The organism is Streptomyces sp. PKU-EA00015 (assembly GCF_013387495.1).
Lineage (GTDB): Bacteria > Actinomycetota > Actinomycetes > Streptomycetales > Streptomycetaceae > Streptomyces.
In genome coordinates this window covers 130,560-151,525 of the sequence record NZ_JABZEE010000011.1, presented here as the reverse complement: position 1 = coordinate 151,525, position 20,966 = coordinate 130,560, and the positions used below count along the sequence as shown (strand labels likewise).

The window sequence follows — 20,966 nt, the reverse complement described above, 5'->3', positions numbered from 1 at the left end:
GGGGCCGCCTGCGGGCCTCCAAAAAACCTACTCCACCAGGCCGGCCAGTTCCTTCTCCCGCTCGGAGACCTGCGCGAGCAACTGCTCGGCGATCTCGTCGAGCAGCGTGTCCGGGTCGTCGGGCGCCATCCGCAGCATCGCGCCGATCGCGCTCTCCTCCAGCTCCTTGGCGACCGCGGTGAGCAGTTCCTTGCGCTGCGAGAGCCACTCCAGCCGTGCGTAGAGCTCCTCGCTCTCGCTGAGCTGGGGCTCAGGCGTCACCGGACCGGCCTCCCACTCCTCGGCCAGCTCCCGCAGCCGGACCTCGTCACCGAGGCCGTAGGCGGCGTTCACCCGGGCGATGAACTCGTCGCGCCGGGCCCGCTCCGTCTCGTCCTGTGCCAGGTCCGGATGCGCCTTGCGCGCGAGCTCCCGGTAGAGCTTGCGGGCCTCTTCACTGGGCCGCACCCGCTTGGGGGCGCGCACCGGCTGCTCGGTGAGCATCGCGGCGGCCTCGGGGGACAGGCCGTCGCTGTCCACCCAGCCGTGGAACAGTTCGTCCACGCCGGGCATCGGCAGCACCATGGCCCGGGCCTCCTGCGCCTTGCGCAGGTCCTCCGGGTCGCCGCTGTGTGCCGCCCGGGCCTCGGCGATCTGAGCGTCCAGCTCGTCCAGCCGCGCGTACATCGGTCCGAGCTTCTGGTGGTGCAGCCGGGAGAAGTTCTCCACTTCCACCCGGAACGTCTCCAGCGCGATCTCGAACTCGATCAGCGCCTGCTCGGCCACACGCACCGCTTGCGCGAGCCGGGCCTCGGGCCTCGGCTGCGCGTCCTGGTGCGCGTCGCGCTCTTCGTCGTTCCGGGTGGTCGGTCCCCCGGCGGCTTCCTGGGTCACCCGTCCAGACTACGGGCGCGACGGGCCGCCCGGTCACACCCCCAGCTCGGCGGCTATGCGTCCGCTCTTGATCGCGGCCAGCAGATCCGCATGGTCCGCCTCTGTCCTGTCCGCGTAGGTGACGGCGAAGGACGCGACGGCCTCGTCGAACTCCTCGCTCTTGCCGCAGTAGCCGGCCAGGAGCCGCGGGTCGGCACTGTGGGCGTGCGCCCGCGCCAGCAGCGCGCCGGTCATCCGTCCGTAGTCGTCGACCTGGTCGGGCGCCAGAGCGGCGGGGTCCACGCTGCCCTTGCGGTTCCGGAACTGCCGCACCTGGAAGGGCCGTCCGTCCACCGTCGTCCAGCCGAGCAGGATGTCGCTGACCACCTGCATCCGCTTCTGACCGAGCACCACGCGCCGTCCCTCGTGCTCCACCTGCCGCACCGGGAAACCGGCGGCGCGCAGATGCGGCTCCAGCGCCGAGGCCCGCGCCTCCTTCACCTGCAGCACCAGCGCGTCTCCCCGGTGATCGAGCAGCAGCACCACGTACGACCGTGTACCGACGCTTCCGGTGCCCACCACGCGGAAGGCGACGTCGTGGATCGCGTACCGCGCGAGCAACGGCAGCCGGTCCTCGGAGACCGTGGCCAGGTACGGGCCGAGGGACGCGGCGACCATCGACGCCTCTTCGTCCGGCACCCGCCGAAGGACAGGCGGCGCGTCCACGAAGCGGCGGCCGGCCTCACCGCCCTCGCCCGTCACCGGCTCCGTGGACCTCGCGGCGAAGCGGGCGCTGGTGTTGTTGCGGGCCTTCGCGGCGACACGCTCCAGGGTGCCGAGCAGATCCCGCGCGTCCGTGTGCGAGACGAGCTCCTCGTCGGCGATGGCGTTCCACGCGTCCAGTGCCGGCAGCTTCGCCAGCAGTCGCATGGTGCGGCGGTAGGCGCCCACGGCGTCGAAGGCAGCCGCCCTGCAGACGTCCTCGTCCGCCCCCGCCACCCGGCCGGCCAGCACCAGCGACACCGCCAGCCGCTTGACGTCCCATTCCCAGGGGCCGACGACGGTCTCGTCGAAGTCGTTGAGGTCGATGACCAGGCGGCCGCGGGCGTCCCCGTAGAGGCCGAAGTTCGCGGCGTGCGCGTCGCCGCAGATCTGGGCGCCGATCCCGCTCACGGGAGTGCCCACCAGGTCGTGCGCCATCAGTCCGGCCGAGCCCCGCAGGAACGCGAACGGCGAGGCCGCCATCCTCCCCACCCGTATCGGGGTCAGCTCGGGCACGCGGCCCCGGCTGGACTCCTCCACCGCCCGCATGGCATCGGGCCGCCCGGTCGTGAGGACGAGCGAATCGTGCCCGGACCGCGGCACCCGCGCCCGCAGCGCCTTGCCCAGGTCCTTCGGCGAACCGCCGGCCGCCGTGCCCTTCGTCACTCTGCGCGGAGCGAATCCGGGCACTTCCGGGATACGCTCACCGGCCCCTCCGCCCGCCACGCCGCTCTCCGGCCGCTGCGGCGGCACCAACATCTCGGCCTCGTCCATGCCGCGGCCTCCCCCGGCGTCGTACGCCCTCAACATCAACTGCCAAGACCGTACCGCCGGGCCACGACAGCCGTCTGCCCCTGTGGAAAACCCTGTCCGCCGCTCTCCGGCCGCTCATGTGGCCATCGCCACGGAGCCCGCCATGTCCCGCCACCAGAGCGCCTTCGGCCCGTGATGTTCCACGTGAAACATCGAGCCGCCGCACCCTGGCCGACACGCCCCGGCCGCCCACGGAGGCCGGGCCGACAACGGGGCACAACGAGAAACGGGCCCCCACCGGGACTTTCGTCCGGTGGAGACCCGTCTCCATGGTGCGCGAGGGGGGAGTTGAACCCCCACGCCCTTGCGGGCACTGGAACCTGAATCCAGCGCGTCTGCCTATTCCGCCACCCGCGCATTGGGTGCTGTCGTCGGGTGCTTCACCGTTTCGGTGCTGCCCCCTGGCGACATGCAGAAGATTAGCACGCTGCCCAGGGTGGATTCACATCCGTTGTTTCGGGGCCCCTCGCAGCGAACAGGGAACGGAACGAATGAGCGGGAACGACGAGCGGCCTGCCCCCACTCCTCCTTGATGTACCCAGGGTGCGGGACACTGTTCTCAGGCCGCCTCTACGATCCGTGTGAGAGGTGACACTCATCGACGGGGCAGACAAGGGGAACCAGCCGATTTCCCGACGCGTGGATACGATCTGTAAGCAGTACCAGGGCGACAACGACGGAGGAGGTGCCCCATGGGAGTCCTGAAGCGTTTCGAGCAGCGTCTCGAAGGCCTGGTCAACGGCACCTTCGCCAAGGTGTTCAAGTCCGAGGTCCAGCCCGTCGAGATCGCGGGCGCCCTCCAGCGCGAGTGCGACAACAACGCGACGATCTGGAACCGCGAGCGGACGGTCGTCCCCAATGACTTCATCGTCGAGCTCAGCGCGCCCGACTTCGAGCGCCTGAGCCCGTACTCGGGCCAGCTCGGCGACGAGCTGTCCGGCCTCGTCCGCGACTACGCCAAGCAGCAGCGCTACACCTTCATGGGCCCGATCAAGGTCCGTCTGGAGAAGGCGGACGACCTCGACACCGGTCTGTACCGCGTGCGCAGCCGCACTCTGGCGTCGAGTACGTCACAAAACGCCGGCGCACCCGCCGCTCCCCAGGGCGCACCCCGCGGCGGCTACGGCTACCCTCCCCCTGCCTACGGCGGGGGGACCCCCGTCGCCGGCGCACCGCCCATGCCGGCCGCGCCGCCGCCGGGCATGCCCGGCGACCGGCGCCCCGGCCCCGCGGCCGGCCAGCGCGCGCCCGGCCCGGGCGCGCTGCCGAGCGCACAGGTACGCCGCTGGATCGAGATCAACGGCACACGCCATCAGATCTCCCGCCCGACGCTGGTGCTGGGTCGCAGCACCGACGCCGACGTGCGGATCGACGACCCCGGCGTATCACGCCGGCACTGTGAGATCCGGACCGGAACGCCCTCGACGATCCAGGATCTCGGGTCCACCAACGGCATCGTGGTGGACGGGCAGCACACCACCCGCGCTACGCTCCGCGACGGCTCGCGGATCGTCGTGGGCAGCACCACCATCGTTTACCGGCAAGCCGAAGGGTGAAGCGGGGGCAATGTCAGAGCTGACCCTGACGGTCATGCGGCTAGGTTTCCTGGCTGTTCTGTGGCTGTTCGTGATCGTGGCCGTCCAGGTCATCCGCAGCGACCTGTTCGGGACGCGCGTCACGCAGCGCGGCTCACGCCGCACGGCGGACGCCCGTCCCCAGCAGGCGCGTCAGGCTGCTGCCCCGCAGCAGCAGCAGCGCCAGCAGGCGGGTGGCCGCCAGCGCAGGGGGGCGCCCACGAAGCTCGTCGTCTCGGAGGGCAGCCTCACCGGCACCACGGTCGCCCTCCAGGGCCAGACGATCACCCTGGGCCGCGCGCACGACTCCACCATCGTGCTGGACGACGACTACGCCTCCAGCCGGCATGCCAGGATCTACCCCGATCGAGACGGCCAGTGGATCGTCGAGGATCTCGGGTCCACCAACGGCACCTATCTCGACCGGACCCGGCTCACCACACCGACACCGATTCCGCTGGGCGCGCCGATCCGCATCGGCAAGACCGTCATCGAGCTGCGGAAGTAGTACGACAATGAGCGAGCGGAGCGAGCGAGTCGCAGCGGTCCCCACGGGCGACCGGCACGGACTCCCGACCGGAGGGTGGGCAGTGTGGCTCGAGACCGGCTGGCGCGACAGTCAAGCGGCGAGCCGACGGGCGAGGTGCGCATGAGTCTTTCTCTGCGTTTCGCCGCGGGATCGCACAAGGGCATGATCCGCGAGGGCAACGAGGACTCCGGTTACGCCGGCCCGCGCCTGCTCGCCATCGCCGACGGCATGGGCGGCCAGGCCGCCGGAGAGGTCGCCTCCTCCGAGGTCATCTCCACGCTCGTCACGCTCGACGACGACGTTCCCGGCTCCGACATCCTCACCTCGCTCGGCAGCGCCGTGCAGCGCGCGAACGACCAGCTCCGGATGATGGTCGAGGAGGACCCCCAGCTCGAGGGCATGGGCACCACGCTCACCGCGCTCCTGTGGACGGGTCAGCGCCTCGGCCTCGTCCACGTCGGCGACTCGCGCGCGTACCTGCTGCGCGACGGCGTGCTGACCCAGATCACGCAGGACCACACCTGGGTGCAGCGGCTCGTCGACGAGGGCCGCATCACCGAGGAGGAAGCCACCACCCACCCGCAGCGCTCCCTGCTGATGCGCGCGCTGGGCAGCGGCGACCATGTCGAGCCCGACCTCTCCATCCGCGAGGTCCGCGCCGGCGACCGCTACCTGATCTGCTCCGACGGCCTCTCCGGCGTCGTCTCCCACCAGACGATGGAGGAGACGCTCGCCAGCTACCAGGGGCCGCAGGAGACCGTGCAGGACCTGATTCAGCTCGCCCTGCGAGGCGGCGGTCCCGACAACATCACCTGCATCGTCGCGGACGTCCTCGACACCGACTCCGGGGACACGCTGGCCGGACACCTGAGCGACACCCCCGTCGTCGTCGGCGCGGTCGCCGAGAACCAGCACCAGCTGAACGACGGCGGCGCCATGCAGACCCCGGCCGGCCGCGCGGCGGGCCTCGGCCGCCCCTCGGGGGGGCAGGCTCCCAGCGGCAGCTTCGGCCCGCCCGGGTCCGGCGACGGATACGGCGGCATGCCGCCGGAGGGCTCCTTCGGGTCCTACACCGACGACGACTTCGTCAAAGGGCGCGGCGGCCGCAAGTGGCTGAAGCGGTCGTTCTTCGTCGCCCTCGCCCTCGCGGTCGTGGGCGGCGGACTGTACGGCGGCTACCGCTGGACCCAGACCCAGTACTACGTCGGCTCGAAGGACGAGCACGTCGCGCTCTACCGGGGCATCAGCCAGGACCTCGCCTGGGTCTCGCTCTCGGATGTGGAGAAGGACCACCCCGAGATCGAACTCAAGTACCTACCGCCCTACCAGCGCAAGCAGGTGGAGGCGACGATCACCGAGGACAGCCTCGGCAAGGCGAGAGCCAAGGTCGACGAGCTCGCCCGCCAGGCAACCGCCTGCAAGAAGGACGAGCAGCGCCGCGAGGCGGCCGACCGCGCCAGCACCCCACCGCCCGGTGAGGGCGAGGGCGAGGCCGACGGAGCCGCCGGGACGCCCACCACGCAGACGTCCAAGACCAAGCCGAACGCAGCCGCTCCCTCTCCGAGTCCCACCCTCTCGGAGGAGGAGCAGAAGCTGGCCTCGAACTGCGGCAAGCAGTAACAGGGCCGTAGGGGGCCTTCTCCACCATGAGCGTTGTCACCAACACGACCACGATCGGCGCGATCGACGCGCCGAGCCGACGGAACACCGAGCTGATGCTGCTCGGGTTCGCTGTCGCGATTCCGGTGTTCGCCTACCTCAACGCCGGGCTCGCTCTCGACGGCGAAGTGCCCACGGGCATGCTCGGCTACGGGCTCGGCCTCGGTCTGCTCGCAGGCGTCGCTCACCTCGTGGTGCGCAAGTTCGCCAAGTACGCGGACCCGCTGCTGCTGCCGCTGGCGACGCTGCTGAACGGACTCGGCCTGGTGCTGATCTGGCGCCTCGACCAGTCACCGCGGCTTCAGGCACGTCCCGACTTCTCCGCACAGGCCACCAACCAGCTGATGTACTCGGCTCTCGGTGTCGCCCTGTTCGTCGGTGTGCTGCTGATGCTGAAGGACCACCGCATCCTTCAGCGCTTCACGTACATCTCGATGGCGGCGGCACTCGTTCTGCTGCTGCTTCCGCTCGTTCCGGGCCTCGGCGCGAACGTCTTCGGCGCCAAGATCTGGATCCGCGTCGGCGGATTCTCGATCCAGCCCGGGGAGTTCGCGAAGATCGTCATCGCGGTCTTCTTCTCCGGCTACCTCATGGTGAAACGGGATGCGCTGGCGCTGGCCAGCCGCCGTTTCATGGGGCTCTACCTGCCGCGCGGCCGCGACCTCGGACCGATCCTGACGATCTGGGCCATGAGTCTGCTGGTGCTGGTCTTCGAGAACGACCTCGGTACCTCGCTGCTGTTCTTCGGCATGTTCGTGATCATGCTGTACGTCGCCACCGAGCGGACCAGCTGGATCGTCATGGGCCTGCTGATGTCTGCGGGCGGTGCGGTCGTCGTCTCGCAGTTCGCGAGCCACGTCCAGTCCCGTGTGGCCGCCTGGCTCGACCCCTTCGGGTGCCTGGAGACCGCCCCCGAGGGCTCCAACATGGCCTACGCCTGTGACCAGATGACACAGGTCCTGATGTCCTTCGGCGCCGGCGGAACACTCGGCACCGGTCTGGGGCAGGGCGACTCCGACCTCATCGGCTTCGCCGCCAACTCCGACTTCATCTTCGCCACCGTCGGCGAGGAGCTGGGTCTCGCCGGCGCCATGGCCTTCCTCCTGCTGTACGGCCTGCTCATCGAGCGGGGTGTCCGCACGGCGCTCGCCGCCCGGGACCCGTTCGGCAAGCTGTTCGCGATCGGCCTGTCCGGCGCCTTCGCGCTCCAGGTGTTCGTCGTCGCCGGCGGTGTGATGGGCCTCATCCCGCTGACCGGTATGACCCTGCCGTTCCTCGCCGCCGGCGGTTCCTCCGTGATCGCCAACTGGGCCCTGATCGGCATCCTGATCCGGATCAGCGACACGGCGCGCCGTCCCGCGCCCGCGCCCGCCCCGTCCCCCGACGCCGAGATGACTCAGGTGGTCCGACCGTGAACAAGCCCCTGCGCCGGATCGCGATCTTCTGCGGGCTGCTCGTCCTCGCCCTGCTCATCCGGGACAACTGGCTCCAGTACGTCCGGGCCGACGAGCTCAACACGCACAAGCTCAACCGCCGTGTCCAGATCGAGCGCTACGCCCACGAGCGCGGCAACATCATTGTCGACGGCAAGGCCGTCACCGGCTCCGTCGAGACGGACGACACCGACTTCACGTACAAGCGGACCTACGTCAACGGCCCCATGTGGGCGCCGGTGACCGGGTACGCCTCGCAGGCGTACGACGCCAACCAGCTCGAGAAGCTCCAGGACGGCATTCTCAGCGGCAACTCCGACCAGCTCTTCTTCGACCGGACCATGTCGATGTTCACCGGTGACAAGAAGAAGGGCGGCAACGTCGTCACCACCCTCAACGGCAAGGCCCAGGAGGCCGCCTTCGAGGGCCTCGGTGACAAGAAGGGCGCCGTCGCCGCCATCGACCCGAGGACCGGCAAGATCCTCGCCCTCGCCTCCACGCCGTCCTACGACCCCTCCTCCTTCGCCGGCTACTCGGCCAAGGACGAGAAGGCGTGGATCGCCCTGGAGAAGGACAAGGACAAGCCGAAGCTCAACCGCGCGCTCCGCGAGACCTACCCGCCCGGCTCCACGTTCAAGGTGGTCACCGCCGCCGCGGCCCTCGAGTACGGCGCAGTCGACGACATCGACGCCGCGACCGAGACCCCGGAGCCGTACATCCTGCCCGGCACCCGGACGCCGATGGTCAACCACGCCGGCGGCTGCGAGAACGCCAGCCTGAACGAGGCGATGCGCGTCTCCTGCAACTCGGTCTTCGCCAAGCTCGGCGACGACGTGAGCCGCGACAAGATGGTCGAGATGGCGGAGAGGTTCGGCTTCAACAACCCGGAGATCGACACCCCGGTCCGCGCCGCCGCCTCCGTCTACGACAAGAACATGAGCCGGGACGGGAACGCGCAGTCCTCCATCGGCCAGTTCAACACCGCGGCCACCCCGCTCCAGATGGCCATGGTCACGGCGGCCATCGCCAACGACGGCCGGCTGATGAAGCCGTACATGATCGACAAGCTCGAGTCGCCCACCCTGGACGTCATCCAGGCGAACGAGCCGGAGGAGATGAGCCGCCCGATCTCCGCGAAGAACGCCCAGCTTCTCCAGCAGATGATGGAGAACGTCGTCGAGAACGGCACCGGCAGCAACGCGCGGATCAGCGGCGTCAAGGTCGGCGGCAAGACCGGTACCGCCCAGCACGGCGAGAACAACAGCAAGAACCCCTACGCCTGGTTCATCTCGTACGCCAAGGGCGACAACGGGTCCCCCGTCGCCGTCGCTGTCGTCGTCGAGGACAGCAACGCCCGCCGCGACGACATCTCGGGTGGCGGCCTCGCCGCCCCCATCGCCAAGGCCGTGATGAAGGCGGTGCTCGACGAACAGGAGTGACGAGGATCACTCCCGACCCGCATACCTGCACATTGCGATACCGGTCGGGTATCAGCTGCCGCTACCGGGCGGATCAAGCAGTACGTGCCCGGTAGCGTATGCGCGAACAGCACACCGGCGGACCACACACGGGTGCGGTCGGGACTGACGGAGAGGGCTGGAAGGTTATGGAAGAGCCGCGTCGCCTCGGCGGCCGGTACGAACTGGGCTCGGTGCTCGGCCGTGGTGGCATGGCCGAGGTCTACCTCGCCCACGACACCCGGCTCGGCCGCACCGTCGCCGTGAAGACGCTGCGGGCCGACCTGGCCCGCGATCCGTCCTTCCAGGCCCGGTTCCGCCGTGAGGCCCAGTCGGCCGCCTCGCTCAACCACCCGGCGATCGTCGCTGTCTACGACACCGGCGAGGACATGGTGTACGACGGCGCCCCCGGCGGGGGCGCGGGGGTCTCGATCCCGTACATCGTCATGGAGTACGTCGACGGGTCGACCCTGCGTGAGCTGCTCCACTCGGGCCGCAAGCTGCTGCCCGAGCGCACGCTGGAGATGACGATCGGCATCCTCCAGGCGCTGGAGTACTCGCACCGCAACGGCATCGTCCACCGCGACATCAAGCCGGCGAACGTCATGCTGACGCGCACCGGGCAGGTCAAGGTCATGGACTTCGGCATCGCCCGCGCCATGGGCGACTCCGGCATGACCATGACGCAGACCGCGGCGGTCATCGGCACCGCGCAGTACCTCTCCCCGGAGCAGGCGAAGGGCGAGCAGGTCGACGCCCGCTCCGACCTGTACTCCACCGGCTGCCTCCTCTACGAGCTGCTGACCGTGCGTCCGCCGTTCGTGGGCGACTCCCCGGTGGCCGTGGCGTACCAGCACGTACGGGAAGAGCCGCAGCCGCCCAGCAACTTCGACCCCGAGATCACGCCCGAGATGGACGCGATCGTGTTGAAGGCCCTGGTCAAGGACCCGGACTACCGCTACCAGTCCGCCGACGAGATGCGCGCCGACATCGAGGCCTGCCTCGACGGCCAGCCGGTCGCGGCGACGGCCGCGATGGGCGCGGTCGGCTACGGCGGCGGCTACGGCCCCGACGACCAGCCGACCACGGCGCTGCGCCAGGCCGACCCGGCCGGCCAGACCTCGATGCTCCCGCCGCTGAATCCCGACGACGGCGGCTACGGCGGGTACGACGACCGCCCGGACCGCCGACGCCAGAAGAAGTCGAACACCTCCACGATCCTGCTGGTCATCGCCGGCATCCTCGTCCTGATCGGCGCGGTGCTCATCGGCCAGTCGGTCTTCGGCGACAGTGGCGGCGGCAACAAGGTACCGGTGCCCCAGCTGGTGGGCATGACCCTGAAGGACGCGGAGAAGCGCGCCGAGAACGCCAAGGTCGAGGTCCAGCAGTCCGGTACCGAGCGCTGCGACCAGCCCAAGGGCAAGATCTGCAGCCAGGACCCCGAGTCCGGCGAGATCTCCGAGGGCAGCACGATCAGCGTAGTCGTCTCGGAGGGCGCGCCCAAGGTCAGGGTTCCCGACGTCACCGACAAGGACGTCGACTCGGCGACCGAACTCCTCGAGGAGGACGGCTTCGCAGTCGACGTCAAGGAGGTCGAGTCCGCCGAGGAGGACCCGGGCACGGTCCTCGAGCAGGACCCGGCGGGCCGGACCATGGTCGAGAAGGGCACCGAGGTCACGCTGACGGTGGCCAAGCAGGCCAAGCGGGATCTGCCGGACGTGGTGGGCCAGCAGTTCGAGACGGCGAAGAGCCAGCTGGAGATCCTCGAGTTCGAGGTGGTGCGGGTCGACGTCGACTCGGACCAGCCGGCGAACCAGGTCGTCGGCCAGAACCCGCCGGCCGGCAAGGTCGCCAAGGGCTCCAAGGTCACCCTCCAGGTCTCCAAGGGCCCGCAGCAGACACAGGTCCCGGTGCCTGCGGACATCCTGGGCAAGCGGTTGGCCGAGGCCAAGCAGATCCTGGCGCAGGCCGGCTTCACCAACGTCACGATCGCCCCTGGCAACCCGCAGGACGACAACGCCCTCGTGACCGGCTCCAACCCGTCGCCCGGCACCCCCGCCGACCCGAGCCAGCAGATCGTCCTCGCGACGTTCGGCGGTGGCGGCGACAACGGCGGCAACAACGGCGGCAACAACGGCGGCGGCTTCATCGGCGGCGTCGGCGACGACTGAGGTCCTTCACGGCACGGGAAAGCCCCGGCACCCCTGAGGGGTGCCGGGGCTTTCCCGTGCCGTGAAGGGCTCTACCGCAGCTCGGCCGGAGGCGTCCGCTGCGCGTCCACCTTCTGCGTGCGCTCCAGCTCGCCCCACACGATGTACCGGTAGTCCGACGTGTAGACCGGCGTGCACGTCGTCAGCGTGATGTAGCGGCCGGGCTTCTTCCTGCCCGACTCCTCCGGGACCGGCCGCAGCACGTCCACGTTGTACTTCGATGTCTTCGGGAGCATCTTGTAGACCTTGTAGACGTACCAGGTGTCCTTCGTCTCGAAGATGATCGGGTCGCCCTCGCGCAGCTTGTGGATGTTGTGGAACTTGGCGCCGTGGCCGTCCCGGTGCGCGGCCAAGGTGAAGTTGCCCTTGTCGTCCCACGGGAGCGCGGACTTGATCGGGTCGGTGTAGTAGCCGGCGATCCCGTCGTTGAGGGCCGTGGTGTCCGTGCCCTTCTTCACCAGCACCTCGCCGTTCTTCATGGCGGGTACGTGCAGGAAGCCGATGCCGTCCTTGGTGTCCAGCTCACCGGGACCGCTGCTCGCCCAGTCGTCGCGCATCCGGTCGCTCTGTTCGGAGGCCTCCCGGTCTGCGAGGACGTTCGTCCACCACAGCGAGTAGGCGACGAAGAGCCCCAGCACCACGCCCGCGGTGATCAGCAGCTCCCCGAAGACACTGATGGCGCCGGCGATCCGGCTTCGTGCACGTGCCACTGCACCTGTTCCTGTCTTGAAGTGTCTGGGCCGACGTCATCAGCCGACGAGTGCGTCGGGTTTTCCCTTGCTGCGCGGCCGTTCCTCGACCATCTTGCCCCACACGATCATGCGGTAGGTACTGGTGAACTCCGGCGTGCAGGTCGTCAGCGTGATGTACCGGCCGGGCCGCGTGAAACCTGAGCCGGGCGGCACGGGACCGATCACGCTCACGTTCGACGGCGAGGTCTGCGGCAGGATGCTCGCCATCTCGTACGTGTAGTAGGTGTCCTGCGTCTCGACGACGATCGGGTCGCCGGGCTCCAGGTGGTTGATGTAGCGGAACGGTTCCCCGTGGGTGTTGCGGTGGCCGGCGACCGCGAAGTTGCCCTGCTTGTCGTGGGGCATCGCGGTCTTGAGCTTGCCCTCGCTGTAGTGGCCCACCATGCCGCGGTCCAGGACGCCGTTCTTGTCGATGCCCTCGGCGATGGGGACCACGACGTCCAGCCTCGGGATGTACATGATGGCGAAGCCCTGGCCCGGTTCGAAGGCATCGGGCTTGCGGCCCTTGGACCAGTCGTCCTGGATCTTGGTCGCCGCCTTGTCGGCCTGCTGCCCCGCCAGCACGTTCGTCCACCACAGCTGATAGGTGACGAACAGCAGCATCAGCACGCCGAACGTGATGAACAGCTCGCCGATGGCACGGCTGGCGATGACGGCCGGACTGTCCTTCGCCGCCTTGGCCGCCCGTCTCGCCTCGACCCGCGACATCGGTTTCGCGGGCCCGGCGGGCTTCTCGGCGGCCGCTGCGGCGGGCCGCCTGCGGCCCCTGCCCTTCGCCGCTCGGCGCCGATCGGCCCGGCCCGGCCGCGGAGGCGCCTCGGCCGCGCGGCGCGTGTCGGACGTGCGCAGCGCCATCGTCTCGTCGTCGGTCACCGGGGCGGTGGCGGAAACGGCCGGCCCGGAGTCCGCGGCCGGAGTCTCAGGGGTCCTGGTCCCAGGGTCCAGGGTCTCGAACACGGCGGTCTCCGCCGGGGCCTGCTCGGTCTCGAACAGCTCCGTGTGCGGCGCGGCCTGCTCGGCTCCTGGCACCGTCGGACGCGGCGGGACCGGGGCGTGCGACGACGCCCGTACCCCGGCCGGCTCCGGCTCCCCTCCGGGCTCCGGGCCGTACCAGTCCTGGCGGTAGCCCTCGCGGTCGTACCAGTCGACCGGCTCCCCTGCCGCCCGCGGCTCCGGGTACGGCAGGGCCTGGCTCTCCTGCCCCGCGGGCACGGTCGGCACGCGGAACCAGGGGGAGGCGTGCTCGCCCGGGGGCAGGGGATCCGTCAGGGGGTCGTAGCCGGGCCCTGCCTCGCCCCCGTACTGCCGCCCGTCGTCCTGCTCGTGCTCGTGCCCGGGGCGCACGGCGCTCACGCCAGTGCCTTGCCCACCACCGGTGCGAGCCCTGCCGAACGCCCGACGGCTCCGGCGTCGCCGCACTGCACCAGCCAGTTGGCGAGCATGAGATGGCCGTGCTCGGTCAGGACGGACTCGGGGTGGAACTGGACGCCCTCGACGGGCAGTTCACGGTGGCGCAGACCCATGATGATGCCGTCGGCCGTACGGGCGGTCACCTCGAGCTCGGCCGGCAGGTCGGCGGGCTCGGCGGCCAGCGAGTGGTAGCGCGTCGCCGTGAAGGGCGACGGCAGCCCGGAGAAGACGCCCTTGCCCTCGTGGGTGACCAGCGAGGTCTTGCCGTGCAACAGCTCAGGGGCACGGTCGACCACGCCGCCGTAGGCCACCGCCATCGACTGCATGCCCAGGCAGACGCCGAAGACGGGCACGCCCGTGGCCGCGCAGTGGCGGACCATGTCGATGCAGACACCGGCCTGTTCGGGTGCGCCCGGGCCGGGGGAGAGCAGCACGCCGTCGAAGCCGTCCTGCGCGTGCTCCAGGGACACCTCGTCGTTGCGCACCACTTCGCACTCGGCGCCGAGCTGGTAGAGGTACTGGACGAGGTTGAAGACGAAGCTGTCGTAGTTGTCGACGACGAGGATGCGTGTGCTCATCGGGCCGCTCCCTCTCCGTCGACCGTCACGTCGTTGAACGGGAGCAACGGCTCCGCCCACGGGAAGACGTACTGGAACAGTACGAAGACGACCGCCAGGACCAGCACGAGCGAGATGACCGCCCGCACCCATGCGTTCCCCGGCAGATGTCGCCAGATCCAGCCGTACATGCCGTCCCTTTCCGTTCGGTACGGCACCAGACTAAAGGGCGGCGCGGGCCCCGGGGGTCAGCTGTGGAAAGCCCGCGGTTTGCCGTCGGTCACAGGCTGCGTCGCATCGAGGTGCGCCCAGACGACGAGCCGGTGGCTGCTGCCCCACTCCGGCTCGCACGTGGTCAGCGTCAGATAGCGGCCCGGTCCGTCGAATCCGGCGGCGCCGGCCTCGACCGGATCCGGCACGGGCGCGATGACGCCGATGTCGGTGGGCAGCGTGCGGTAGGGGGCCTTCACGATCCGGTAGGTGAACCAGGTAGTCCCGTCCGTCAGCACGACGGCGTCCCCCGCGCGCAGCCGCGGGAAGTCCCTGAAGGGGTCGCCGTACGTGCGGCGGTGGCCGGCGACCGCGAAGTTGCCCGTCTCGCCCAGGGCGGCGGTCCCCGCGTAGTGCCCGAGCCCCTTCTTGAGGACCCCCGTGCCGGTGCCTTCGAGGACCGGCCAGTCCCAGTCCTTCCCGAAGCGCGGGATGTGCATGACAGCGAAAGGCTTTCCGGGCTCGTACTCCTCGGGGGCGGCCGGCCTCGCGCGGTCGGGCGCGGGTGTCGCCACCGGGGCCCCGGTCCAGCTGTCCCGCAGCCGGTCGATCTGGCCTTCCGTCGCGCCCTCGGCCTCGACACCGGTCCAGAACATCACGTAGACGACGAACAGCACGATCAACGTGCCCGCCGTGATGCACAGTTCGCTGAAGGTCCGTACGAGCAGCCGCACTCTCACGTGCACCCCCAGGCTCCACCGACCGGCGGCGCCCTCCGGGCGGCCTGAGCGCTACCCGGCGGGCTTCGCGTAGTGGAGATCCACTGTGCCCGAGTAACCCGGAAGAGTCACCCGCTCGTCCTCGTCCACTTTCCAGCCGAGGCCGTAGGCCTCCACGTACAGCTGGTAGTTCTGGACCGCGGGTGACTTCGCGAGCGCCTTCTTGAGCGCCTCCTGGTCACCGACAGCGGTGATCTTGTAGGGCGGGGAGTAGACGCGCCCCTGGAGGATCAGCGTGTTGCCCACGCACCGTACGGCACTGGTGGAGATCAGCCGCTGGTCCATGACCTGGATGCCCTGGGCCCCGCCCTGCCACAGCGCGTTGACCACGGCCTGCAGGTCCTGCTGGTGGATGACCAGGTCGTTGGCCTGGGGTTCGGGGTAGCCGGGAGCGGCCTGGGCGTTCGGCGGGGCGTCGTCGAGCGTGACGGTCACGGCCTTGCCGCTCAGCTTTTCGGTGCCCGCGGACTCCTCCAGGGCGTTGAGCCTGGCGTCCTCCGCCTCGGTCGAGCCGTCGTCGCGCTGGGCGAGGGCGTCGACGTCGTCGCGTACGGAAGCGGTGGACTCCTCGAGGTCGCCGTTGACGGCGCTGCGCTGTTTGATCAGGTCGGAGAGCTTCAGCAGGGAGTCGTCGGTGCGCAGATCCGTGCCCTTGGCGGTGTTGAAGCTCGTGACGAAGATCAGACCGGCGAGGGCGAAAACGGCAGCCGTGAGCAGGCGGACAAGCCGCCACCTGGTGCGGCGAACCGCCCCTTGCGGGGAGTCGGCAGAATTGCGCAACGTACCCTTATCTCCTTCCGCACCGCGGAAGCACTACGCTAACGGACGCCCGGGGGAACCGATGGTCCCCCTCGCGCCGGCCCCGGCGCCAGCCACAGTTACCTGCGCGGTCACGCAAGCGCATCGACAGGAGAGTCCCTCGTGCCGAAGTCACGTATCCGCAAGAAGGCCGACTTCACGCCGCCGCCGGCCTCGAAGCAGGCCACGAACATCAAGCTGACCAGCCGCAGCTGGGTCGCGCCGGTGATGCTCGCGCTGTTCCTGATCGGTCTCGCCTGGATCGTTCTCTTCTACGTGACCGAGGGCGACCTGCCGATCAAGAGCTTCGGCAACTGGAACATCGTCGCGGGCTTCGGCTTCATCGCCGCGGGCTTCGGTGTCTCCACGCAGTGGAAGTAGCTTCCGCGCCGTCGGCCGTCAAGCCCTGCCCTGAGGTTATCCACACGGTTGTCCACAGCAGGGGAAAAGGTCAGACGATCTGTGGATAACTCTCCGGACGTTGACGCCGATGTGATTGCCTCGGCCGGGCCGGTGAAGCTGAAGGCCCCTCGTCGCGACCACGAAACCCCAGGTCAGTAACGAGGGGTACGCTTGTTCCCACAGTGTGCACAAGATCCGACACACGCTGTGGACAACTTTGGGGAAAGATGCCGCCGCGGATCAGCTGAGCGCGAGGGTCCGCGCCACGACGACCACGAGCGAGACGAGCAGGACGAGCGCGCACACGCCGAGCTGGACCAGGGTGCGCCGCTTGCCCTGCGGGGCGTGGACGAGCCCGTAGGCGATGGCCGCGCCGGCGATCAGACCACCGACGTGGGCCTGCCAGGCGATGCCCGGCCAGAAGAAGGTGATCACCAGGTTGATCGCCAGCAGGGCGATGACCGGGCGCATGTCGTACCGCAGCCGCCGCATGAGGACCATGGTGGCGCCGAGGAGACCGAAGATCGCGCCGGAGGCCCCCAGCGAACCCTGCCCGGGATCGGCCAGGAGATAGGTGAGGGCGCTGCCCGCCAGTCCCGAGATCAGGTACAGGGCCAGGTAGCGGGAACGGCCGAGAGCCTGCTCGAGCGGACCGCCCAGCCACCACAGGCCCAGCATGTTGAACGCGATGTGCCAGATCTCCTGGTGCAGGAACATCGAAGTCACGAGGCGGTACCACTCGCCCTCGGCGACACCCTCGCTGGGAAGGAACGGCGCGGGCGGCCACTGACCGATCAGGGCCAGCGCGTCCACCAGGCGGTCGTTCACAGCGCCCAGGACGAACACCACCAGATTGATCGCCAGCAGCACCTTCGTCACCAGGCGCGGATCCGCCGTCACGGTCCCGCCCGCGATCGTCCGCGGCCGGTTCGCGTCGGGCGCGTGGCCCGTGCCCGACCCGGTGCGCACGCAGTCCGGACACTGGAAGCCGACCGACGCGCTGATCATGCAGTCCGTGCAGATCGGACGCTCGCAGCGGGTGCAGTGGATACCCGTCTCGCGGCCCGGGTGCCGGTAGCAGCCGGGCAGGCCATGGGTGTCCTGCGGCTCCTGCGGACTGCCTGGCGCCTGGTCCATGAGGTCCCCTCGTCTTCCGGGCTCGCGCGACACCGCCCTGTCCATCCTTACGGACGGACAGGGCGAAAAGGTTCCCGCACGGGAATCCCGCGGGATCAGCTCTCGCGCTTCTCCACGACGACCGACTCGATCACGACGTCGTTGAGCGGGCGGTCGGTGCGCGGATTGGTCTGGGTGGCCACGATGGCGTCCACGACCTTCTTGCCGGCTTCCGTCGCGACCTCGCCGAAGATGGTGTGCTTGCGCGTCAGCCACGCGGTCGGTGCCACGGTGATGAAGAACTGTGAGCCGTTGGTGCCCGGGCCGGCGTTGGCCATGGCCAGCAGGTACGGCTTGTCGAAGGCCAGCTCGGGGTGGAACTCGTCGCCGAACTCGTAGCCCGGGCCGCCGGTGCCGTTGCCCAGGGGGTCACCGCCCTGGATCATGAAGCCGCTGATCACACGGTGGAAGACGGTCCCGTCGTACAGCTTGTCCGTGGACTTCTTGCCGGTACCCGGGTGGACCCATTCGCGCTCGCCGGTCGCGAGATCGACGAAGTTCTTCACCGTCTTGGGCGCGTGGTTCGGCAGGAGCCGGATCTCGATGTCGCCTTGGCTGGTCTTGAGGGTGGCGTAAAGCTGCTCGGCCACGGTCTGCCTTCCGTAAGTCTTCTCTGACGTCCCCCGATCCTCGCACGGCGGGGCGGCGTACACGGAAAGGCGGCGGGGTAGCCGTCGCACAAGCACTCTTCGACCCGAACACGTAAACAGGCACGTGCCGTCCGCGGGGTCCCGACATGACCCGGATGCCCGCCCCACATGCCGAGGGAGCGCTCAACAGGCATGATTTTCAATCGGGTGGAAAGGCGGAACTGTGCCCAACTGGGGACAAACCCCAGACCCACCAGAACGCCACCGAGGAGGAGGATCCCGTGACCCGCATGGACAGCGTGCGCGCCGCGACCGGTACGGCGAAGGAGAGCGTGCAGCACGCCGCGGAAGTGGTGGCGCCCTACGCCGGCACGGCCAAGGACCACGCCGCGCTCTATGCGCGCGAAGCCCGCGTACGGCTCGCGCCAAAAGTCTCCAAGGCCGCTGCTCAGGCCCGTACCCAGTACGGCGCACGTGTGGCGCCGCATGTGCCGCCCAAGATCGACAAGGCCGCGCACCGGGCTGCTGTACAGGCCCGGAGGGCCGCGCATCAGGCGGCTGACTACACCGTTCCGCGTGTCGAGCACGCGGTGGCCGTCGCCCAGCCCGTGCGGCAGGAGGCTGTGGCCCGTTCTGCTGCCGTCATTGCCGCTCTGCGCGGACAGGTGACGGCGAAGGAGATCCGGAAGCTTGTGAGGAAGCACGAACGGCGATCCAGGGCCGGACGTGTCTTCAAGGGTGTTGCACTGGTCGGCGTACTGGCCGGCGGCGCTTTCGCCGCCTGGAAGTGGTGGGACAAGCAGGCGAACCCGGACTGGCTGGTGGAACCGCCCGCCGCCACGGAGGTCTCCGACCGGGCCCCGCTGTCGTCCGTCGACGGCAGCACCACGTCCGATCTCGATCCCGAGGTCCGGATGAAGCAGGACGAGGCGGAGTCCTCGGACCGCGACGAGGGTCGCTGACCGTATTCCGTCCCTGTGGGAGATGGCGCCGGGAGAAAAGGACGCTCCCGGCGCCTCACGCCGCTGCGGCGTAGGACGAACGGACGGGAGCGGCGGCCGGGGCGCCGGTCGCGGGACGTGCGGCGAGCGTCGTGCGTGCCGTCCGCCGGGATCCGGTCGGGTGCGCCGCGGCGGCGGGTGCGGCGGCGACGGCGGACGAGACGGCGGGGACAGCTGCCGGGGCATCGGCCTCGGCCATGTCGGCGGCGTCGGCTTCGAGCGCGGGCAGATGCCTGGTGGCAGGGGAGGCGCCATGGGCCTCGGCGCCGATGCGCTGCTTCATCGTCGGCGGCAAGGACCGGTCCCGGGTCGTGGGCAGCCAGCGTGTCGTGGCCGCCCTCCTGCTCTGGGCCGGCAGGACGGCGCCGGAGACCTGAGGACGGGCCTTCACCGGCTCGTCGGACGTCCGGACGGCGGGCTGCGACGCGGCAGCGGCGGCGGTGGTGAGCCCCACCGAGGCAAGCAGTGCGAAGAACGCGGTGACGAACGCGGTCCACAGATTCCTGACCTTGAAGGCGGCCATGACCCCTCGCTTTCGGGTTGAGCGCTTTACATACCTTTCTCATGATGTGTACGCATCTCGAGGAGTGTGGGAGCGACGCCGCTCCCGCGCAGTTCTTCGGATGAACACCACTCGTGTGGCCCATCCCGCGACGCCGTGGGCAGGCCGCGCACGGGATGCGCGGCCTGCCGCGGTCGTGTAGCGCGTGTCCCTCAGGGGCCTCCCGCCCCCGTTTCCTGCCTGATCAGCGGGCCCCGCCCTGTGCCTATCGGTGCGAAGAGGTCGTCGGTTCCCGTGACGGCCGCGACCAGGCGGCACTCGGCCAGCGCCTCGAGGGTGCGGTGGACGGTGGCGATGTCGCGGCGGAAGGTGGGCACCTCGGCGTCCGTCGGACGGCGCAGCCGGCGGCGTACGGTCGCGGGGCTGCTCCCGGTGCGCTGAGCGAGTTCGGCCCAGCCCATTCGGCCGTCCGTGACGAGTGCGCCGAGCAGGGCCCGGTCGACGGGGTCGACGAGGGCAGGGCCGGTGCGAGCACGTCCAGCAGCAGATCGGCGCTGCCGGGGGCCGTCACCTCGACAGGGTCGCCGCACGATGGGGCGCCTCGCTGACCCGCCGGGACCGCCGCACACCACGAAAAACTCCCCTGATCCGCGTTTCCACAGGTCAGGGGAGTTTGTGAGGTTGTGGAGCCTAGGGGAGTCGAACCCCTGACATCTGCCATGCAAAGACAGCGCTCTACCAACTGAGCTAAGGCCCCGGGAAAGGTGACCACGACCGAGAGGCACGCTCCTCGGTCACCGTCGCGCACCAGAGTACCGGGTCACCCCCGTGATTCTGCAAAAGGATTGGGACTCCCGATGGGACTCCCGGTCCGTGGACACGCTCCGTAAGATGCACCACGAGGTTCGCAGCAGCGAAGCCGCTTGGGGAAGCGATGGGGAGACGCAATGGACGCAGCGCAGCAGGAGACGACCGCAAGAGCCCGGGAACTGCAGCGCAGCTGGTACGGGGAACCGCTGGGGGCGCTCTTCCGCAGGCTCATCGACGACCTCGGCCTCAACCAGGCGAGGCTCGCGGGCGTGCTCGGGCTGTCGGCTCCGATGCTCTCCCAGCTGATGAGCGGCCAGCGCGCCAAGATCGGCAACCCCGCTGTCGTCCAGCGCGTCCAGGCACTGCAGGAGCTGGCGAGCCAGGTGGCCGACGGCAGCGTGAGCGCCGTGGAGGCCACGGACCGGATGGAGGAGATCAAGAAGTCGCAGGGCGGCTCGGTCCTCACCGGCACCAGCCAGTCCACGGGCACGTCCGGGGCGCCGACCGTGCGCCGCGTCGTGCGTGAGATCCAGTCGCTGCTGCGCTCGGTCGCGGCGGCGGGCGACATCATCGATGCCGCGGACTCACTCGCCCCCGCCCACCCCGAACTGGCAGAGTTCCTCCGGGTGTACGGCGCCGGGCGCACCGCCGACGCGGTCGCCCACTACGAGTCGCACCAGAGCTGAACGA

At 69.7% G+C, this 20,966-nt stretch carries 21 protein-coding genes and 2 tRNA genes; 9 read left to right on the top strand and 14 right to left on the bottom strand.

The window, feature by feature from the left end:
- Positions 1–27: 27 nt before the first annotated feature.
- The 3 genes from HW130_RS11320 to HW130_RS11310 form a co-directional block, all read right to left on the bottom strand.
- The gene (locus tag HW130_RS11320; RefSeq protein WP_177149351.1) at positions 28–873 is read right to left on the bottom strand and encodes a hypothetical protein; all 846 of its coding nucleotides are present in this window, start codon (positions 871–873) and stop codon (positions 28–30) included.
- A 33-nt stretch (positions 874–906) separates the two neighbouring features.
- Positions 907–2,388 carry a DUF2252 domain-containing protein gene (locus HW130_RS11315; RefSeq protein ID WP_177149350.1) on the bottom strand — a complete coding sequence of 494 codons (1,482 nt, stop codon included), beginning with the start codon at positions 2,386–2,388 and terminating at the stop codon, positions 907–909.
- Positions 2,389–2,697: 309 nt separating this feature from the next.
- Positions 2,698–2,784, bottom strand: a tRNA-Leu gene (locus tag HW130_RS11310).
- A 335-nt stretch (positions 2,785–3,119) separates the two neighbouring features.
- On the opposite strand from HW130_RS11310, the gene HW130_RS11305 reads away from it, so the two are divergent.
- From HW130_RS11305 to pknB, 6 genes are all read left to right on the top strand, one after another.
- Entirely contained in the window at positions 3,120–3,983 is an 864-nt protein-coding gene (locus HW130_RS11305; RefSeq protein ID WP_177149349.1) for a DUF3662 and FHA domain-containing protein, read from the top strand.
- A gap of 10 nt (positions 3,984–3,993) precedes the next feature.
- The gene (locus HW130_RS11300; RefSeq protein WP_177149348.1) at positions 3,994–4,509 is read left to right on the top strand and encodes an FHA domain-containing protein; all 516 of its coding nucleotides are present in this window, start codon (positions 3,994–3,996) and stop codon (positions 4,507–4,509) included.
- Between the two features lie 141 nt (positions 4,510–4,650).
- Positions 4,651–6,150, top strand: a complete 1,500-nt coding sequence (locus tag HW130_RS11295; RefSeq protein ID WP_177149347.1) for a Stp1/IreP family PP2C-type Ser/Thr phosphatase — start codon at positions 4,651–4,653, stop codon at positions 6,148–6,150.
- Between the two features lie 26 nt (positions 6,151–6,176).
- Positions 6,177–7,604, top strand: coding sequence for an FtsW/RodA/SpoVE family cell cycle protein (locus HW130_RS11290; RefSeq protein WP_177149346.1), 1,428 nt, complete (start codon positions 6,177–6,179; stop codon positions 7,602–7,604).
- The gene (locus HW130_RS11285) at positions 7,601–9,061 is read left to right on the top strand and encodes a penicillin-binding protein 2 (RefSeq protein ID WP_177149345.1); all 1,461 of its coding nucleotides are present in this window, start codon (positions 7,601–7,603) and stop codon (positions 9,059–9,061) included. The genes HW130_RS11290 and HW130_RS11285 overlap by 4 nt, the downstream gene beginning before the upstream one ends.
- Positions 9,062–9,228: 167 nt before the next feature.
- Entirely contained in the window at positions 9,229–11,250 is a 2,022-nt protein-coding gene (gene pknB / locus HW130_RS11280; protein ID WP_177149344.1) for a Stk1 family PASTA domain-containing Ser/Thr kinase, read from the top strand.
- 71 nt (positions 11,251–11,321) lie between these two features.
- Here pknB and HW130_RS11275 read toward each other — a convergent pair whose 3' ends face one another.
- Genes HW130_RS11275 through HW130_RS11250 form a run of 6 tightly spaced genes read right to left on the bottom strand, consistent with a single transcriptional unit; the run spans position 11,322 to position 15,777 of the window.
- Positions 11,322–11,999, bottom strand: a complete 678-nt coding sequence (locus HW130_RS11275) for a class E sortase (RefSeq protein ID WP_177149343.1) — start codon at positions 11,997–11,999, stop codon at positions 11,322–11,324.
- Positions 12,000–12,038: 39 nt separating this feature from the next.
- The gene (locus HW130_RS11270) at positions 12,039–13,394 is read right to left on the bottom strand and encodes a class E sortase (protein ID WP_177149342.1); all 1,356 of its coding nucleotides are present in this window, start codon (positions 13,392–13,394) and stop codon (positions 12,039–12,041) included.
- Positions 13,391–14,029 (bottom strand): aminodeoxychorismate/anthranilate synthase component II, encoded by a 639-nt coding sequence (locus tag HW130_RS11265; protein WP_177149341.1) that lies wholly within the window; start codon positions 14,027–14,029, stop codon positions 13,391–13,393. Before HW130_RS11265 ends, HW130_RS11270 begins: the two co-directional genes overlap by 4 nt.
- On the bottom strand, positions 14,026–14,199 hold the full coding sequence (locus HW130_RS11260) for a hypothetical protein (protein ID WP_177149340.1): 174 nt from the start codon (positions 14,197–14,199) through the stop codon (positions 14,026–14,028). Before HW130_RS11260 ends, HW130_RS11265 begins: the two co-directional genes overlap by 4 nt.
- 57 nt (positions 14,200–14,256) lie before the next feature.
- Complete coding sequence (locus HW130_RS11255) at positions 14,257–14,958, bottom strand: class E sortase (RefSeq protein WP_177149472.1); 702 nt, start codon at positions 14,956–14,958, stop codon at positions 14,257–14,259.
- Positions 14,959–15,009: 51 nt separating this feature from the next.
- Complete coding sequence (locus tag HW130_RS11250; RefSeq protein ID WP_177149339.1) at positions 15,010–15,777, bottom strand: DUF881 domain-containing protein; 768 nt, start codon at positions 15,775–15,777, stop codon at positions 15,010–15,012.
- A 141-nt stretch (positions 15,778–15,918) separates the two neighbouring features.
- Here HW130_RS11250 and crgA point away from each other — a divergent pair, with 141 nt between their 5' ends.
- Complete coding sequence (crgA, locus tag HW130_RS11245) at positions 15,919–16,176, top strand: cell division protein CrgA (protein ID WP_177149338.1); 258 nt, start codon at positions 15,919–15,921, stop codon at positions 16,174–16,176.
- A 261-nt stretch (positions 16,177–16,437) separates the two neighbouring features.
- Here crgA and HW130_RS11240 read toward each other — a convergent pair whose 3' ends face one another.
- Positions 16,438–17,334, bottom strand: a complete 897-nt coding sequence (locus HW130_RS11240) for a rhomboid family intramembrane serine protease (RefSeq protein ID WP_177149337.1) — start codon at positions 17,332–17,334, stop codon at positions 16,438–16,440.
- Between the two features lie 95 nt (positions 17,335–17,429).
- Positions 17,430–17,963: a peptidylprolyl isomerase gene (locus HW130_RS11235; protein ID WP_177149336.1), complete on the bottom strand. Its 534-nt coding sequence runs from the start codon at positions 17,961–17,963 to the stop codon at positions 17,430–17,432.
- Positions 17,964–18,244: 281 nt separating this feature from the next.
- Here HW130_RS11235 and HW130_RS11230 point away from each other — a divergent pair, with 281 nt between their 5' ends.
- Positions 18,245–18,925: a DUF5324 family protein gene (locus HW130_RS11230; RefSeq protein ID WP_177149335.1), complete on the top strand. Its 681-nt coding sequence runs from the start codon at positions 18,245–18,247 to the stop codon at positions 18,923–18,925.
- Between the two features lie 55 nt (positions 18,926–18,980).
- On the opposite strand, the gene HW130_RS36720 is transcribed toward HW130_RS11230, so the two are convergent.
- The 3 genes from HW130_RS36720 to HW130_RS11215 all read right to left on the bottom strand — a co-directional run bounded on the left by HW130_RS36720 (position 18,981) and on the right by HW130_RS11215 (position 20,223).
- The gene (locus HW130_RS36720) at positions 18,981–19,487 is read right to left on the bottom strand and encodes a DUF6344 domain-containing protein (RefSeq protein ID WP_309140396.1); all 507 of its coding nucleotides are present in this window, start codon (positions 19,485–19,487) and stop codon (positions 18,981–18,983) included.
- Between the two features lie 191 nt (positions 19,488–19,678).
- Positions 19,679–20,056: an AsnC family protein gene (locus HW130_RS11220; protein ID WP_177149334.1), complete on the bottom strand. Its 378-nt coding sequence runs from the start codon at positions 20,054–20,056 to the stop codon at positions 19,679–19,681.
- A gap of 94 nt (positions 20,057–20,150) precedes the next feature.
- Positions 20,151–20,223 (bottom strand) — tRNA-Ala (locus HW130_RS11215).
- Positions 20,224–20,413: 190 nt separating this feature from the next.
- Between HW130_RS11215 and HW130_RS11210 the strand changes: the two genes are divergently transcribed.
- On the top strand, positions 20,414–20,962 hold the full coding sequence (locus tag HW130_RS11210) for a DNA-binding protein (protein ID WP_177149333.1): 549 nt from the start codon (positions 20,414–20,416) through the stop codon (positions 20,960–20,962).
- Positions 20,963–20,966: the final 4 nt, after the last annotated feature.

Excerpts from the sequence above, each read along its gene's own strand:
- HW130_RS11315 (WP_177149350.1), bottom strand. The coding sequence starts at position 2,388 with ATGGACGAGGCCGAGATGTTGGTGCCGCCGCAGCGGCCGGAGAGCGGC.
- HW130_RS11305 (WP_177149349.1), top strand. The coding sequence starts at position 3,120 with ATGGGAGTCCTGAAGCGTTTCGAGCAGCGTCTCGAAGGCCTGGTCAAC.
- HW130_RS11300 (WP_177149348.1), top strand. The coding sequence starts at position 3,994 with ATGTCAGAGCTGACCCTGACGGTCATGCGGCTAGGTTTCCTGGCTGTT.
- HW130_RS11295 (WP_177149347.1), top strand. The coding sequence starts at position 4,651 with ATGAGTCTTTCTCTGCGTTTCGCCGCGGGATCGCACAAGGGCATGATC.
- HW130_RS11290 (WP_177149346.1), top strand. The coding sequence starts at position 6,177 with ATGAGCGTTGTCACCAACACGACCACGATCGGCGCGATCGACGCGCCG.
- pknB (WP_177149344.1), top strand. The coding sequence starts at position 9,229 with ATGGAAGAGCCGCGTCGCCTCGGCGGCCGGTACGAACTGGGCTCGGTG.
- HW130_RS11265 (WP_177149341.1), bottom strand. The coding sequence starts at position 14,029 with ATGAGCACACGCATCCTCGTCGTCGACAACTACGACAGCTTCGTCTTC.
- HW130_RS11260 (WP_177149340.1), bottom strand. The coding sequence starts at position 14,199 with ATGTACGGCTGGATCTGGCGACATCTGCCGGGGAACGCATGGGTGCGG.
- HW130_RS11240 (WP_177149337.1), bottom strand. The coding sequence starts at position 17,334 with ATGGACCAGGCGCCAGGCAGTCCGCAGGAGCCGCAGGACACCCATGGC.
- HW130_RS36720 (WP_309140396.1), bottom strand. The coding sequence starts at position 19,487 with ATGGCCGCCTTCAAGGTCAGGAATCTGTGGACCGCGTTCGTCACCGCG.
- HW130_RS11210 (WP_177149333.1), top strand. The coding sequence starts at position 20,414 with ATGGACGCAGCGCAGCAGGAGACGACCGCAAGAGCCCGGGAACTGCAG.